This is a genomic window from Bacillus sp. FSL L8-0654, from assembly GCF_038629965.1.
Taxonomy (GTDB): Bacteria; Bacillota; Bacilli; order Bacillales; family Bacillaceae; genus Bacillus; species Bacillus safensis.
Genome location: NZ_CP152026.1, coordinates 3,393,951 through 3,408,797, shown reverse-complemented (window position 1 = coordinate 3,408,797; position 14,847 = coordinate 3,393,951). Strand labels below are relative to the sequence as shown.

General features: G+C 41.6%; 19 protein-coding genes. 13 read left to right on the top strand and 6 right to left on the bottom strand.

Annotated features, from left to right (window positions below; all coding sequences use genetic code 11):
• Positions 1–4: 4 nt before the first annotated feature.
• From MHH65_RS17625 to MHH65_RS17580, 10 genes are all read left to right on the top strand, one after another.
• Positions 5–283, top strand: coding sequence for a YwqI/YxiC family protein (locus tag MHH65_RS17625; protein WP_024423785.1), 279 nt, complete (start codon positions 5–7; stop codon positions 281–283).
• Between the two features lie 11 nt (positions 284–294).
• The gene (locus MHH65_RS17620; RefSeq protein ID WP_335350987.1) at positions 295–1,962 is read left to right on the top strand and encodes a T7SS effector LXG polymorphic toxin; all 1,668 of its coding nucleotides are present in this window, start codon (positions 295–297) and stop codon (positions 1,960–1,962) included.
• A 15-nt stretch (positions 1,963–1,977) separates the two neighbouring features.
• Positions 1,978–2,340 carry a hypothetical protein gene (locus MHH65_RS17615; protein ID WP_034621921.1) on the top strand — a complete coding sequence of 121 codons (363 nt, stop codon included), beginning with the start codon at positions 1,978–1,980 and terminating at the stop codon, positions 2,338–2,340.
• Positions 2,341–2,514: 174 nt separating this feature from the next.
• The gene (locus tag MHH65_RS17610; protein WP_098677142.1) at positions 2,515–2,787 is read left to right on the top strand and encodes a hypothetical protein; all 273 of its coding nucleotides are present in this window, start codon (positions 2,515–2,517) and stop codon (positions 2,785–2,787) included.
• 69 nt (positions 2,788–2,856) lie between these two features.
• Positions 2,857–3,126 (top strand): hypothetical protein, encoded by a 270-nt coding sequence (locus MHH65_RS17605; RefSeq protein ID WP_098677143.1) that lies wholly within the window; start codon positions 2,857–2,859, stop codon positions 3,124–3,126.
• A gap of 1 nt (position 3,127) precedes the next feature.
• Positions 3,128–3,541, top strand: a complete 414-nt coding sequence (locus MHH65_RS17600) for an SMI1/KNR4 family protein (protein ID WP_255290970.1) — start codon at positions 3,128–3,130, stop codon at positions 3,539–3,541.
• Between the two features lie 240 nt (positions 3,542–3,781).
• Complete coding sequence (locus MHH65_RS17595) at positions 3,782–4,627, top strand: lipoate--protein ligase family protein (RefSeq protein ID WP_044330979.1); 846 nt, start codon at positions 3,782–3,784, stop codon at positions 4,625–4,627.
• Positions 4,628–4,667: 40 nt separating this feature from the next.
• Positions 4,668–5,153: a tetratricopeptide repeat protein gene (locus tag MHH65_RS17590; RefSeq protein WP_098677145.1), complete on the top strand. Its 486-nt coding sequence runs from the start codon at positions 4,668–4,670 to the stop codon at positions 5,151–5,153.
• 119 nt (positions 5,154–5,272) lie between these two features.
• The gene (locus tag MHH65_RS17585) at positions 5,273–7,549 is read left to right on the top strand and encodes a glycosyltransferase (protein WP_098677146.1); all 2,277 of its coding nucleotides are present in this window, start codon (positions 5,273–5,275) and stop codon (positions 7,547–7,549) included.
• On the top strand, positions 7,546–7,779 hold the full coding sequence (locus MHH65_RS17580) for a DUF5970 family protein (protein ID WP_034621844.1): 234 nt from the start codon (positions 7,546–7,548) through the stop codon (positions 7,777–7,779). Before MHH65_RS17585 ends, MHH65_RS17580 begins: the two co-directional genes overlap by 4 nt.
• A gap of 32 nt (positions 7,780–7,811) precedes the next feature.
• Here MHH65_RS17580 and MHH65_RS17575 read toward each other — a convergent pair whose 3' ends face one another.
• On the bottom strand, positions 7,812–8,621 hold the full coding sequence (locus MHH65_RS17575; RefSeq protein WP_034281253.1) for an RsfA family transcriptional regulator: 810 nt from the start codon (positions 8,619–8,621) through the stop codon (positions 7,812–7,814).
• Between the two features lie 242 nt (positions 8,622–8,863).
• On the opposite strand from MHH65_RS17575, the gene MHH65_RS17570 reads away from it, so the two are divergent.
• From MHH65_RS17570 to MHH65_RS17560, 3 genes are all read left to right on the top strand, one after another.
• A complete protein-coding gene (locus MHH65_RS17570) occupies positions 8,864–9,085 on the top strand; it encodes a DUF1450 domain-containing protein (protein WP_003215259.1) in 222 nt (73 codons plus the stop codon).
• Between the two features lie 170 nt (positions 9,086–9,255).
• A complete protein-coding gene (locus tag MHH65_RS17565) occupies positions 9,256–10,557 on the top strand; it encodes an HD domain-containing protein (RefSeq protein ID WP_007497716.1) in 1,302 nt (433 codons plus the stop codon).
• Positions 10,558–10,587: 30 nt separating this feature from the next.
• Positions 10,588–11,088, top strand: a complete 501-nt coding sequence (locus MHH65_RS17560) for a YwgA family protein (RefSeq protein WP_098677147.1) — start codon at positions 10,588–10,590, stop codon at positions 11,086–11,088.
• A gap of 92 nt (positions 11,089–11,180) precedes the next feature.
• Here the strand turns inward: MHH65_RS17560 and MHH65_RS17555 are convergent, their stop codons facing one another.
• The 5 genes from MHH65_RS17555 to MHH65_RS17535 are packed head-to-tail and all read right to left on the bottom strand — an operon-like array spanning position 11,181 to position 14,846.
• The gene (locus MHH65_RS17555; protein WP_024426377.1) at positions 11,181–11,924 is read right to left on the bottom strand and encodes an amino acid ABC transporter ATP-binding protein; all 744 of its coding nucleotides are present in this window, start codon (positions 11,922–11,924) and stop codon (positions 11,181–11,183) included.
• Entirely contained in the window at positions 11,921–12,631 is a 711-nt protein-coding gene (locus tag MHH65_RS17550) for an ABC transporter permease subunit (protein WP_025093854.1), read from the bottom strand. Before MHH65_RS17550 ends, MHH65_RS17555 begins: the two co-directional genes overlap by 4 nt.
• A 16-nt stretch (positions 12,632–12,647) precedes the next feature.
• Positions 12,648–13,490, bottom strand: a complete 843-nt coding sequence (locus tag MHH65_RS17545; protein ID WP_024426375.1) for a transporter substrate-binding domain-containing protein — start codon at positions 13,488–13,490, stop codon at positions 12,648–12,650.
• Positions 13,491–13,507: 17 nt separating this feature from the next.
• Positions 13,508–14,269, bottom strand: coding sequence for an amino acid ABC transporter permease (locus tag MHH65_RS17540; RefSeq protein ID WP_024426374.1), 762 nt, complete (start codon positions 14,267–14,269; stop codon positions 13,508–13,510).
• 13 nt (positions 14,270–14,282) lie between these two features.
• Entirely contained in the window at positions 14,283–14,846 is a 564-nt protein-coding gene (locus MHH65_RS17535) for a GNAT family N-acetyltransferase (protein ID WP_025093856.1), read from the bottom strand.
• Position 14,847: the final 1 nt, after the last annotated feature.

Here is a 14,847-nt window from a genome sequence, read left to right as displayed (position 1 = left end):
TCACATGACGAGAGAAATTAAAATAGATGCCAGTCAGGTCAAACAAGTATTACAGCATGCAAAGCAATCAGGCGCTCAAATGAATGCAGCCCTTCCAACCACCATCAAAGGGAGAAATCATCTCCTGACGGCAGACACATTAGAAAAGATCAATCAGCAGCTGAACGAATTAAGTACATCCTATATAGGCATTCTTCAGAAACAGCTTGTACAAACAGAACAAGCGGTGAACACCATGATTGAAACGGACAAGGCGCTTGCTTCCAGCAGTAAAAGAAAATAAAGGAGAACGCAATGAAAACCCTTGACGCCTTTGCGCTAATAAACGGAATAGATCAAACGCTGAATGCGTTAAAGCAGCAGTCACAGCAAATCAGCTTCCTCGAAAAACAAATCAATCACATCATCTCACTCGATGGCGCACTAAAGGGAGAGGCGGGACAAGCCATCTGCGCCTTTTATACAGAATGCCATATTCCTTTCCTGCAATTCTTCCAGGTCGTCATTGAGGAATATAGCGCCGCATTGAAAAACACAAAGCAGGCTCTTAGCGCGCTAGAATCAAATGAGCACGGCTATATATCACAAGCATTTATCGAACATGATCTTGATCAAGGCTTAAAAAAAGCTGAACGAACGATTTCTGAAATTGTATCAGAGGTAAACCATGCCATCGGCAGAGTTGGTCATATTGTTCATTTGCCAAATGTAGACGAATCATTGTTTCAGCAGAACTATCAAAAGGCATGGCTTGAGACATCAAGAAATATTGGTCTGCTTCATGCATTTGACAGGGAGCAGACAAGTGCTTTACATGAAACCAAAAGCTCCCTTCAAACAATGAAGCAATACATAGATACCTTAAGTACCATGTTCACCGGCCCAAAAATCGACATCACGAGCTATCAAAAGGGTTCTATTTTCAAAGATGGAAAAGAAGAAAAAGTAAGCAGCACCATCAGTGGATTGAAAGATAAAATAGACAACCCAAAAGACAATCCATTGATGATCATGCTGAAGAAACTGAAAGAGAAACAACAGGCGAATGTGGAGACGGTTGTTCGGAATGACAACCATAAAAACATCCGTAAACAAGTCACAGCAAACGATCCATCGCTTACGACATTACAAAAGGAAGCTGTGAACGGGAAAAACAAGATTCATAGAGACATCAGAGTCATAAATGGTAGACTATACAACGTAAAAGACATTAAAAAGTTAAAAGAATTCGACATCGCAGATGAAGTCGTCACGGATCCGTCGGATATTGATTTTATTGGTGGAAGATACACCGTTTACGCCAATAAACAAATCATCCGAACGTATATCGCAAACGGCGAAATAAGAATAGAAGAAGTCGACAAAATTCCAGAAAGCCGCAGCCGTGGCAACGCTAAACGCATATTAGACGGTGAAGTCGTCTCAACCACTGAAAACATCATCTTAGAATACAGCGGCATCTACGACGGCTACCGAGTCGTTACTGGCAAAGACCCAGAAACCAGCCAAAATATCAGCAGCACAGACCAAGCTCTATCCGCCGCCTCTATCATCCCAATAACGAAAATAGTGAAGGTTGGGAAATATGTTTTTAGGTTGGATCAAGGGAAGAATGTGAAGAGGGTTGAGAAGACGGCTAAGGGTGCGGGTGACCTGATTAAATTCAAAGGTGATCAAGCTATTATTCATTATGAAAAGCATAGTAAAGAGATAATGGATGCAATGGGTAAAAATCAATACAATATCAAAAATTACCTTAAAGATGCAAATCACGTTATTCAGAAGGGGAAATATGTACCAGAACTGAATGGTTATGTGAGGCTTGTTGGTGGAAAGGGAAGTGCAAAATATGGTTTTGTTGGGCTTGATAGAAAAACAGGGAATATTACCACATTTCATATAAAATCGGTTAAAGAACTTTCTAAAAAAGCACCAAGTTTAGGGATAAAAACAAAGAAGTAAAAAAGGGTGATCGTATTGAAAATAAAAAAAATAAACTGGATTTCACAAGAAGCTTCAGAAGCTGAAGTGATTGTAACAGATGGTGAACTGGAAATAATGTGTTTTGCTCAACCATTAAATTACCTTGAAGAAAGTGAACTATTAGAGCCTATTTATTGTTTAGATGTGTCAGACCTAGTGAAAGCTGAATTGTCAGAGTATAGAATTGAAAAATTAGATGATAATTTTAGCTATAGTTTCTTAGGACAATTAATTGATAAGCATGATGAAAAAGTGAGAGTAGGCGGACTTTTATTAGAATTGGATAACAATTTACCAGGAGATATAAATGAAGGCGATTTTATAAGTTTTAATTGTCAACGACTTGATATTTATTAGTAAGAGATGATGTCTTTAAACCCTTGAAAGTCTATAAACTTTTAAGGGTTATTTGAAATATAATAATAGTTGAATCGATATACCTGCTTAAGAACGATAATGATCAGATACACTAAGGGATGGCTTGTTGAATTGATAAGAGAATAAAAATTGCAGATTCTTTAGGAGCGTTCAATGAACAAAAAACAACAACTAACGAAACAAATCCAAACCGTCATCAACATCCTAGAAAAAGAATATCCACAAGAAATCAATCAAGGTGTTCTCCAATTAATATACAAAAGATATAAAAATGCACAAAGGATCATTCAGAACAATGAAGATCTCCAAAAGATTTTGATCGTTGGCGGGGTGAGAGCTTATATGGATAGTTATAATGACTATCTAAACCCCTTTCTAGATGAATTACATAAAGCAGAGAGTTTGCTTAAAGAAATGCTGTCATAGATAGGACGGTTGTCTGTAGTACTGGAATCAAGTCTTGTATCGGGCAGCAAAACAGAGAAAGGAATGCCTATGGAACATAAACAACACAAAAACAAAAAAACATCCAACTGGCTATTAAGTATCAGTGTTCTGATTGTTATAGGAACAGCTTTGCTGAGAGGAGTTTCTTACTCAGATGCTGATTATCGCGGTTTCCCTATTGATTGGCTAGTTCTGCACGGACATCATGCTTTTGAATTTCTATTGTGGGGTTTTATACTTGACGTGGTCATTTTCTATTTTCTTTTAAAAATGCTTCTTCGTTTGTATAAAAGGGTGATGAAAAAATCAGCAACTTAAAATAGAGGAGGCCTTAAAAATGATCAATTTACCCCAAATCCCACATCTGCACGTGAACAAACCAGCCAGTGACATACATATCAAAGAGGCAGAATCCCAGCTAAACATGCTGCTGCCCCATGTTTATAAGGAACTGCTGAAACATACAAATGGATGTTCCATTGGCGGTGAGGTGCTTCTATACGGCACTGAGGACATTGCGGAACGAAATGCAACATGGGAGGTTCAGCAATATGCAAGCGGATATGTAGCCATTGGCGACGATGGCGGCGGGCAAGTATTTCTCATGCGGCTGGCTGAAGAGGAGAAAAAAGTGTGGATCGTCGATGCTGGTGTGATGGACCCTCAGCATGCGGAATTGGTCGCTGAAGACTTGTTTAGCTGGGTAAATGAGGGCTGTTTCATAGAAGTTTAGTCTATTAAGGAGATGATCGATTTGCCGTGGAATACATTGATCGCTGCATGCCTCGTGGTTGGGGTTCCTGTCGTTTTAATTGCAATTGTTTATTTCATCTCGAAAAGCAAGAACAAGAAAACCAAATCATCCAACTGAAACGCTCTGTGACGCCAAATGTCATAGAGCTTTTTTGCATTCTCCCCCCATCCATCCCATGGTATAATAAACACAGTTTATGAACGAGAGGATATGCAGGTGATGAAAAATGAACCTATTGAGTTACTGACACAGCCAAAATGGCGGATCATCGATCAGTCGAGTCTTGGTCTTTATGTGGACCCGAAGCAATCCTTTGCGATGGATGATACGCTTTGCGCGTCGGTGGGGAAGGGCCTTTCACCAGCGACAGCCCGTTCTTGGGTGCATCACAATACGATTGTGCTTGGGATTCAGGATACAAGACTTCCATTTCTCCAAGATGGCGTAAAGCTGCTTGAGGAAGAGGGATATCGAGTGATTGTGCGCAACTCAGGCGGTCTTGCTGTGGTGCTGGATGAAGGTGTACTGAATGTGTCTTTAATCTTTGCGGAACAAAAGAAGGGCATTGATATTGACCGCGGATATGATGCGATGGTGGAATTGATCCGCCGGATGCTGTCGATGTACGAGGTGGACATTGAAGCCTATGAAATAGTCGGCTCTTATTGTCCAGGCAGCTACGATTTAAGTATCAATGGAAAGAAATTTGCAGGCATTTCTCAGCGTAGATTACGCGGTGGGGTCGCTGTGCAAATTTATTTGTGTGCAGATGGAAGCGGGCGTGAACGTGCCGACTTGATCCGCCGTTTTTATGACGCCGCCTTAAAGGATAAACGGCAAGAAGTGAAGGCAGTATTTCCTGATATACAGCCGGATACGATGGCATCCTTATCAGAATTAATCGGTGAACCGATTGATTGTACACTTCTTATGCGTTTATTACTAGAGGAGCTTCAAAAGCTTAGTGATCAGCTGACAGCTTCGGGCCTGAATGCAGAAGAGCAGCTGGAATTTGAGAAAAATATGACGCGGATGATTGAGCGGAATGAAAAGGTGTTTTCGTAAATATCAGTCTTTTTATCTTGAAAAGAGTAGAGGTGAAGTGATGGAAACAAAGCTTGAAAAAGCCATTGAACTTCGAAAAAGTGGACATCTTCAAGAATCAAATGAATTGCTGTCTCATCTTGCAGAGGAGTATCCAGACGATGCCTCTATTCATTATCAATGTGCCTGGAGTTATGACCTGTTAGGAGAGGAAAGGCAAGCTGTCTTTTTTTATGAAAGGGCCATTGAGTTAGGATTGTCTTCAGAAGAACTAGAAGACGCTTTACTAGGGTTAGGAAGTACATACAGAACTTTAGGAGAATATGAAAAGTCAAAACAGATATTCCTAAAAGGGATGGAAACTTATCCGGACAACAAAGCCATTCAAACGTTCTATGCCATGACTTTGTATAATTTAAAGGAACATAGCAAAGCGATGGAAATATTACTGAACTGTTTAACTGAAACGACAAAAGATCCTGCTATTTTAAGTTATCGAAAAGTGATTGACTTTTATTCAAATCAGTTAGATACATTGTGGAAATAATATGTTGATTTGGCTACTTGAATAGATTTGGAGGGGCAATGTGATGAAAAAATCCCCTCCTTTGTTATGAGATTTTATATGTAATAGTCATTTATGGCGTAAGAAAGAAGGTAAATTTGTTGTCAATATTCACCACGTATTACCCGCTGTTTATGCTTTGTGTTTTGTCTGTGTTGTATGTGATGTATCGTATTCAGCCGCTTGCCTCTACTGTTAAAAAAATCATCATTGTGCTCTGTGTGTTAACAAATGCTGCCTATATTTGCTGGCGTCTCTTTTTTACACTGCCGCATGAAGGTACATTTAATATGATAATGGGCATCTTGCTTGTTGCCTGTGAATGTATTGGATTTTTACAGCTGCTTGTGTTTTATACACTTGTTTGGAAGCCTTCAAATCGGAAACAAGTCACGATCAGTGATCTTGAGAGGCTGCCAACAGTTGATATTTTCATAGCTACATATAATGAACCAATTGAAGTGCTGAAGCGCACGGTTGCAGGCTGTTTGAATCTGTCTTATCCAAAAGGCAGCGTCCACATTTATTTATGTGATGATGGCAAGAGGGAGTCTGTGGAGCAGCTTGCATCTGAGTTTGGCGTTCATTATCTGACAAGAACAGATAACAAGTTTGCTAAGGCGGGTAATTTAAACCATGCGATGTCTCAAACGAATGGGGAACTGATTCTCACACTTGATGCTGATATGGTCCCCCTTCCTGCCTTTTTAGAAAAGACAGTGCCTTACTTTCATGATGGAGCGACTGCGTTTGTTCAAGTTCCACAGGCGTTTTATAACGAAGACCCTTTCCAATATAATATGTTCTCGAAGGATCGAATTCCAAATGAACAGGACTTCTTCATGCAAACCCTCCAAGCTGGTAAGGATCGGTTCAATGCGGTGATGTATGTCGGGAGTAATACTGTATTTAGAAGAACGGCCTTAGAGGAAATTGGCGGATTTGCTACTGGAGTGATTACAGAAGACATGGCGACCGGAATGCTTCTCCAAGGGAAGTTCAAATCTGTGTCTGTCGGAGAAGTATTAGCCGTCGGGCTCGCACCTGAAAGCTGGCTTGATTTGTTAAAGCAGAGAGACCGGTGGTCGAGAGGGAACATTCAGTGCGCCCGTAAGTTTAATCCATTGAAGGTTCGCGGCTTAACGCTTATGCAGCGAGTTCTTTATTTAGATGGCATTGTGTATTGGTTTAACGGTTTGTTTAAAATGATTTACATTCTTACACCGATTTTGTTTTTATTGTTTGGTATTCAAAGTTTCTGGGCCGATTTCCAGTCCATTTTCATGTTTTGGCTGCCGGCGTTCTTTAGTTCGTATTTAGCGTTTAAACTGGTGTCGAATCAAAAAAGAAGTATGTTTTGGAGTCATATTTACGAAAGCTCTATGGCATTCCATCTGGCTGGTGTAGCTTTAAGTGAGCTGTTTTTGAAGAAGAGGGTTGAATTCCTTGTCACGCCGAAGGGAATTCAAACGGACAAGAGACATTTTCATTTGAAAACGATGATTCCTCATTTGATCTTCTTGCTGCTCTCATTGCTTGTCCTTGTGAAAATAGGATACGATATGAGGGTAAATGGGACGATGAATGCTGATCTCACGTTGATTAATATTTTTTGGGTGCTTTATAACGGTGCAGGTCTATTCATGGCACTGATTGTGGCGTTTGATCGTCCGCGTTATCGAAAATCAGAGCGGTTTGTCATAGAAAAAGAGGGGCAGCTCTGTTCTGATCATCAAGATGAGTCGATTGCTTGTTTTCTACTAGACATGAGTGATTCAGGTGCGCGTCTATCCATTCCATTGGATCAAGCTTCTTCTTTAAATCAAGGACAAATGCAATTGTTCTTTTCAGAGGATCAAAGTGTGGCGTGTGATGTGGTTTGGAGCCATCCAGATGGAGACAAGCTGATGGTTGGTGTTGCTTTTACTGATACAGAAAAATCAGAGTACCTATCATTGATCCGTTTCTTATTCACACGAGAGCATGTATCGATAACGGATCGTGAGAAAAAATCCTATGCTGTTCGGACATTTCTCCGCTTTATAAGAGAAACGGAGAAAGTACCAAGGGCCTTGCGGCGCAAATGGGTGAGAAGACCGTTGCAAAGCGTGGCAGGCACGCTGTCCTATGAGGGCCGGTTAGAAGAGAAGGTGCCGGTGAACATACATGATATAAGTGTATCTGGGTGCAAAATCGAGTCTGAAGCTTCAATTGAATTACATGAGAAAGTGCTGATCACCATTGATACAGAATCTCTCACAGATCAGCCGGCGATTGCGGTCTGGACATCACAAAAACGCGGCCGCACAATGGCCGGACTCAAGTTTGTTCAGCCTGAAATCAAGCAGATAGAAGAAAGAGAGGGAGTGGTTTCTTGAAGTCCAAAAACGGCGGTTACCTCTATTTACTATGGCTTCCTGTCATCATGGGAGCCGGCTACGGCATTTCGCTTTTAGTGCCATTTCTTCAGCCTGTCCTGACACTTGGCATTGCAGGTCTTTATATTTTTATGTTTGGTGATTTTCAAGTAAGGCAGGTCAGGTATATTTTTATGTTTGTGTTTTTGATCAATGTCCTTTTTAGTGTGATGCTATTGTTGGGCATTTAAAAAGTGCTTCCCGAGGCGGGGAGCACTTTTTGTTATTCTGCCATTTTTTCAAGGTTGCCGTTCCGGTCCATTTTAAAGGTTGGTGCGGCACTATCGTCCTCTTCAAATAAAACTAGTTTTCTTGCACGGTTCATGATTTTGACGAGTGTTTCATAATCTTCTTGAATCGTGAGCTGATCCTTTTCAAGCTTTTTCACTTCAGCTTCTAGCTGCGAGACTTTATGAGAAAGCTCATTGTTTTCTCGTTTTAAGCGGCTGTTTTCCATACGTAAGGCAGTGGATTGCTGACCATCGCCTTCATAACGGCGTAAGAAATCAATGATATCGTCGATGGTTAATTCTTGATGCTGCCTAAATGGATTTGCTTCCGGTTTTTTCTCTGCGGTATTTGGGGCAGGAGAAGCCTGTGACAATAAATGTGATAAACTAGCTAACTCTTCATTGTAGCTTTGATCCACAAACTGAAGCTGTTCAGCAGTTTCAGCTGCTGGTGCAAATGTTTCTTCCTTTGCTGGCTCTAGTTCCTGTGAGAATTCCTCTTGAGTAACCGTTTCTTCTACTTGCGGCTGATAAAGTAATCGTTTTTTCGCAGGCTGGCCATTGCCAAGTGCGCGCATCCGTTGTTTTCGCTGTTTTTTGGCAAGTGCCAGCGCTTTTTCATATTGATGCCTGACGACAGCATTCCATCTAAAACCGCATGCCGCTGAGGTGCGGTTCAGTTTATCTCCTACTTCTTCAAACGCATTTAGCTGCGTGCTGCCCTCTCTGACGTGACGTAAGACGGTTTCTGCCAGGAGGAGATCATTTTCCTCTGACCAAGCATCTTGTCTTTGTTTTGACATGTGTTTAAACCCCCATATGATTTGATGGTATTAGATTAGCCAAGTTCAAGAAGGTTTATACAAGTTTGCTAAAAGGATAGTGGAAAATACTAGCTTTTATGTAAGCTGGTGATTGGGGTGGCAAAGCGTCTTGCAAGTCCAGCCGCTTCGATGTACAATGTTGGGTGGTATATTATTCACGATTGGCTGTCCAACTGTTTCATATAGAATGAAGTATCATCATTGAAAGGAAGCGTAAGACCATGGCTAATGAGTTTCGCGTATGTGACGATTGTGATGCGACGAACCTAAAGACGTTATTGCCTCGACTCAAATCGGTTGACCCTGATGCAAAAATTGAGATCGGCTGTCAATCCTATTGTGGTCCAGGACGAAAAAAGGCTTTTGCGTTTGTGAACAATCGCCCATTATCCGCACCAACAGAAGATGAATTACTTGAAAAGGTTCAAAAAAAAGTCAAATAAATGTCACTGAATGTGTTCAGTCGACCTAAAAAGAGGTCCGTCCCTGTCAGGTCGGGCTTTTTACGTCCGTGCAATCTTTGAGAACACATTCACCAGCAAATTCAAGGATGTTTTCGGGAAAAGTTACCCGATATAATAGAAACACGTCTTAAAAAAAGAGGGACGAAACGATGGCGTATCCAAAAGGGAAATTATCTGAGGAAAAGGTATTTAAAGATCCTGTGCACCGTTATGTTCACGTAAGGGATGCATTAATATGGGATTTAATAGGAACAAGAGAGTTTCAGCGCCTGAGACGAATTAAACAGCTAGGAACTACTTATTTGACGTTTCATGGTGCAGAACACAGCCGATTCAATCATTCACTCGGTGTATACGAGATTGTGAGACGAATTGTGGATGATGTGTTTAAAGGGCGGCCTGAATGGGATGAAGGAGAGCGCGAGCTTGTACTTAGTGCTGCCTTGCTTCATGACCTCGGACATGGTCCATTTTCTCATTCCTTTGAAAAGGTCTTTCACTTAGACCATGAATCGTTTACAAGAGATATTATTTTAGGGCAGACGGAAGTCAATGAAGTGCTCCGCCGGGTGAGTGATGATTTCCCGAAGCATGTGGCTGAAGTCATTGCCAAAACGTATCAAAACAAACAGGTGGTCAGTTTGATCTCAAGTCAAATTGATGCCGACCGAATGGACTATTTGCAGCGTGATGCTTACTATACAGGCGTCAGCTACGGCCACTTTGATATGGAACGTATTTTACGTGTGATGCGCCCGAGAGAAGATCAGATTGTGATGAAGCAGAGCGGGATGCATGCGGTTGAAGATTATATTATGAGCCGCTATCAAATGTACTGGCAAGTCTATTTCCACCCAGTGACACGCAGTGCGGAGGTCATTTTAACGAAAATCCTTCATCGGGCAAAAGAGCTGCATGAAACGGGTTATATTTTTACACATGCCCCCGTTCACTTTTATTCAATCTTTGAGGGGAATGTCACCACAGAGGACTATATTAAGCTGGATGAATCCATTGTCTTATTTTACTTTCAGGCGTGGGAAGATGAAGAAGATCACGTGCTGGCTGATTTGTGCCGCCGTTTTATGAACCGCCGATTGTTCCAATATACAGAGTTTAATCCAAATGAAGAAATGACGAAATATTTCAAGCTGACCGCCTTGTTCAAGGAGGCAGGAATTGATCCTGACTATTATTTAGTGGTCGATTCTTCCTCTGACTTGCCCTATGACTTCTACAGACCAGGCGAGGAAGAAGAGAGGCTGCCAATCCACCTTTTGACGCAAAGCGGTCATATTAAAGAACTGTCGAGACAGTCAGATATTGTTGACGCCATTTCCGGTAAACGAAGAACCGATCATAAACTTTATTTCCCGATGGACTTAATTGTAGATATGTCGGAAAAAGCTGAAGAAAAAAAGGCGATCATGAAGCTGCTTGGTTTGGGATAAGGAAGTACTGAAAAAGGAGATGTCGGGAATTTGTTGAAAGAGCATGCAAAGTTGATGAAGGTATTCTCTGAATCAGGGGAAATCGTTGGTCGGAAGAAGCTGCAAAAGATGATTTACATAGCAAAAAAGCTAGATTTGCCTTTTTACGAGAAATACGATTTTCATTTTTATGGCCCCTATTCAGAGGAGTTGACGCTCAGAATTGAAGAGCTGTGCAACCTTGGATTCTTGGACGAAATGAAGGAAAAAAAGGGCGGATACTATCAATATCGCTATTCGCTGACGGACAATGGGAAAGAGTTTCTCGATCAGTGTGAAGTGGACATGCCTGACCTCAAAGCGCTGACGCAGCAGATGAACGAGCAATCATCCCGTTTCCTAGAGCTTGTCTCAACGATTTTATATTTTGATAACCTGTTAGAAGATGAGGTGAAGGAAAAGGTCTTCACCATTAAAAGCAAGCAGCGCTATACGGACGAAGAATTTGAGGCGGCTCTTGCTTATATTGATCAGTTGAAGGAATTGAACTAACGAGAAGAACCAGTGTGTGATGGCTAATGGCTAGAACAGACTGGTTTTTATTTTGCGCAGAAACAAGCCGACCACATGGATCGACTTGTATTTTATGAATGGTGATAAGAGAATCTCGCTAAAAATTGTTTTGTACGTTCTTCTTTCGTCTGTTCAAAGACTTCTTCCGGCGTACCTGATTCGACAATGACCCCATCCTCCATGAAAATGACCCTGTCGGCAATATCATAGGCAAAGTTCATCTCGTGGGTGACGATGATCATAGTGACACCGGTTTGGGCTACCTGTTTAATGACATCAAGCGTTTCTCCTACAAGCTCGGGATCTAATGCTGAGGTCGGTTCGTCGAACAAAATGACTTCTGGATTCAAAGCCAGTGCCCGTGCAATGCCGACGCGCTGCTGCTGTCCGCCAGATAATTGATGCGGATAGGCATCCTTTTTCTCTAGTAGTCCGACCTTTGTGAGTAATTGGAGAGCTGTGTCATAGGCTTGATCTTTCGGTTGTTTACGGGCAATGACTAAACCTTCCATGATGTTTTCAAGTGCTGTTTTATGAAGAAATAGATCGTATTGCTGAAAGACCATGGCGGTTTTTCTGCGAAGTGCGAGAATGTCTTTAGGCCTTGCTTGATTGAACTTGACGGTCGTGTGATCAATGCTGATTTCTCCTTGATCCGCACGCTCAAGAAAATTCAAGCATCGCAGAAAGGTTGATTTCCCAGAACCGCTTGGACCTAAAATGACGACCACTTCGCCTCTTTCTACCGTTAAATCAATTCCTCTCAGAATCTGGTTTTTACCGAACGCTTTATGCACCTGTTTGATGTCAATCATGCCAATCGTCTCCTTTTGTTTTTGTGTCCATATTTCTCGTATAAGGCTGTAATGGCTTCGATAGAGGCACACAGTGCCCAGTAAATCAGAGCAACGGCGATGTAGGCTTCAAGATAACGATAGTTCACATTGGCTTTGATTAAAGCGCCGTTTAAAATATCGACCACAGACACCATTGAGACGAGAGAAGAGGCTTTGATTAAACTGATCAGCATGTTGTTCAAAAGTGGAAGGGCGATGGGAAAGACTTGCGGTATAATGACCCTTCGTAAAACCTGTTTGCTGGTGAAACCAACGGATAGAGCAGCATCGAATTGCCCCTTTGGAATAGATGCAAGAGAGCTTCGAAATATTTCAGATAACCCGCTTACGGCATATAAAGTAAGGGCGAAAATGGCAATCCATCGTCTGTCCAAATCACTGAAACGAATCTGAAGAGAAAAAGATGCAGCCAAACGATCCAGCGAATCAGAAAAAAGAAGATAAGATACGAGCAGAATGAGGACAACAGGAATTGCTTTAAAAATAGCCACAAACCATTTGAACAATGGAGACAATACAGGCACCTGATAAAAACGGATAAGGGCAATACCAAATCCAAAGACTGAGCCAAATAATAGCGGGAGAAAGCCTAACAGCAGCGTCGTTGGCAAATAATGAAGTGCGGCTAAAAAGGCCTGCAGCATAAAGGCAACATCAAAATCCACTCAGATCGCTCCTTTCTTATGATGTAGTAAAGTCTCCGCCCAATATTTTCTTAGACAATTCAGCGAGCTTGCCGTTATCGATCAGTTTTTGTAATGCTTGATCAATGTCTTTTTGAAGTTTTGTATTGTTTTTTTGATATAGATAATATGTTTTAGATACGTTTACAGGTTTTCCAGAGGTGACTAGATTGGCATTGAATTGTTTGTTTAGTTTGTTGACGTCATACTTTGTGAGCAATGCCGCATCGACTGTGCCATTTTGAAGGTTTTTGACGAGAATTTCGTTTCCGCCATCTCCGTAGACAATGTCAATTTTCCGATCATGCTTTTTGTTATATTGCTCTAAAAGATAAGCGAAATTACTTCCTGTAGAGGTGTGCACTTTGTGTCCAGCCAAATCGTCTAAGCTTTGAAAATCATGACCGGATGCTTTATCAACAACCACATAGCTTGTATAATCTGTGTAGCCAACTTTTCCAAATAGATATTTCTTCTGGCGCTCATCATTGATTTCATATTGATGGGCAGCGAGATCTACTTTACCAGCATCTAAAGCGGGCAGAATATTTTTAAATTCGAAGGATTCATATTTAAACTTATATTGTGGAAGCAGCTGATCCACTTCGTCTAATACAGCCTTCTCATAGCCTGTTAGTTGACCGTTTTCATCTAAGTAAACGAAAGGCTGATAAGCGTTCCCTGTGCCAACGATGATTTCTTTCGCATCTGGATCATTATTCGCTGCTTCTGCTTTGACTTCATTCGATTGTTCTGTATTTCCGCAGGCAGCAAGCAGCAATGAACCAAGTGTAAGCAGACCGATGATGTAATGTTTTTTGAATCGTTTGTTATTTTTCATGTGAAATCCTCCTCGTTTTACTTCGCACGCTTTTCGACAGTGAAGGCCGTTTCAGGTCTTTTTAAGGAAACGAATGTCGTCTGACGCTGTTTTCTCGTTTTCGGTGTATTGATCCGTTTTTCCAATAGATCAAACGCTTTTTCCAGCAGCATACTTAACATAATAAAAATGACGGCAGCAATAAAGTATCCTTCTAATACGCGATAGTATAAAGCCCCTAATGTTTGGACCTTTCCTATAATATCCATCACGCCTAGTGTAAAGGCGAGGGAGGTGTTTTGTAATAAGTTCACAATGGCCACGCCGATATTCGGGAGCGCAATTCTTCCTGCTTGAGGAATGAGCGTTCTTCTATAAATCTGCCATTTCGTCAGCCCAATTGAGGCAGCCGCTTCATATTGAGATGCTGGGACACTTGATAAGGCTGATCGGAATATTTCTGAAAAGTAGGCAGCTGTATTGAGTCCATATGTAATATAAAGAAAGATCAATTTGTTCCACATGGAGATATCAAGGCCAATTGCTGCGAGCACACCTGGCAGACCATAAAAGACAATAAACATTTGAACCAGGATAGGCGTTCCGCGAATAAATGAGACATAGACTGCACTGAGTTGATGCAGGACAGGAATGCGCTCAATTCGAAAATAAGCAAGGATGAATCCAAGAAAGCTGCCAATCAAAGTGGCAAATAAAACAATCAGCAAGGTCGTCGGAAGGGCTGATAATACTTTAGGAAAAAGTGTGACTACATACTCCCATTTGAAAAACTCACCCACGTTGAATCACCTCCTATGTAGAAGTCGTTTCGACTTTTTCTTCTGCGGGTGGTGCCCCTAAAATGGCTGGATCAAAGCGTTCAGGGATAAGCACTTTATACATCAAAACACCTAAATCTCCATTTTCAGCCTCGCGTTCAATATATTTTGTATATCCTTTTCGTTCGTACATCTCTAAAAGCCAAGGGTGTTTCCGGCCAGAAGTGCCTAGTGTATAAGCAGGCGCTTTATATGTCTGCCGGAGCAAGGTGTTTTCTACATAATCGAGCAGTCTATTTCCAATTCCTTGACCGGCTAAATCAGGAGCTGTCGCAAACCACCAGACAAATGGATAGCCTGAGACCGGCTCAGTGCTCTCCCAAGGAAAACGTATGGTGATGGTTGATATGAGCCGTCCGTCTCGTTCTAATACAACGGCAGCGGACTGTGTGATGTTTTCTGTGACCATTTCAAGTGTAGCGTTCGTGGAGGGCCAATCGATGCCCATTTCACCAAGCGGTTTAAATGCACTGGACAGCAATTCTAAAAAAGCTGGCGCATCTTCTTCGGTAGCGATGCGAAAAATATCTCGACTCATG

Coding starts and splice junctions, on each gene's coding strand:
- MHH65_RS17620 (WP_335350987.1), top strand. CDS start 295: ATGAAAACCCTTGACGCCTTTGCGCTAATAAACGGAATAGATCAAACG.
- MHH65_RS17545 (WP_024426375.1), bottom strand. CDS start 13,490: ATGAAAAATAACAAACGATTCAAAAAACATTACATCATCGGTCTGCTT.
- MHH65_RS17575 (WP_034281253.1), bottom strand. CDS start 8,621: ATGTCAAAACAAAGACAAGATGCTTGGTCAGAGGAAAATGATCTCCTC.
- MHH65_RS17595 (WP_044330979.1), top strand. CDS start 3,782: ATGAAAAATGAACCTATTGAGTTACTGACACAGCCAAAATGGCGGATC.
- MHH65_RS17625 (WP_024423785.1), top strand. CDS start 5: ATGACGAGAGAAATTAAAATAGATGCCAGTCAGGTCAAACAAGTATTA.
- MHH65_RS17610 (WP_098677142.1), top strand. CDS start 2,515: ATGAACAAAAAACAACAACTAACGAAACAAATCCAAACCGTCATCAAC.
- MHH65_RS17565 (WP_007497716.1), top strand. CDS start 9,256: ATGGCGTATCCAAAAGGGAAATTATCTGAGGAAAAGGTATTTAAAGAT.
- MHH65_RS17590 (WP_098677145.1), top strand. CDS start 4,668: ATGGAAACAAAGCTTGAAAAAGCCATTGAACTTCGAAAAAGTGGACAT.
- MHH65_RS17570 (WP_003215259.1), top strand. CDS start 8,864: ATGGCTAATGAGTTTCGCGTATGTGACGATTGTGATGCGACGAACCTA.
- MHH65_RS17555 (WP_024426377.1), bottom strand. CDS start 11,924: ATGATTGACATCAAACAGGTGCATAAAGCGTTCGGTAAAAACCAGATT.
- MHH65_RS17605 (WP_098677143.1), top strand. CDS start 2,857: ATGGAACATAAACAACACAAAAACAAAAAAACATCCAACTGGCTATTA.
- MHH65_RS17535 (WP_025093856.1), bottom strand. CDS start 14,846: ATGAGTCGAGATATTTTTCGCATCGCTACCGAAGAAGATGCGCCAGCT.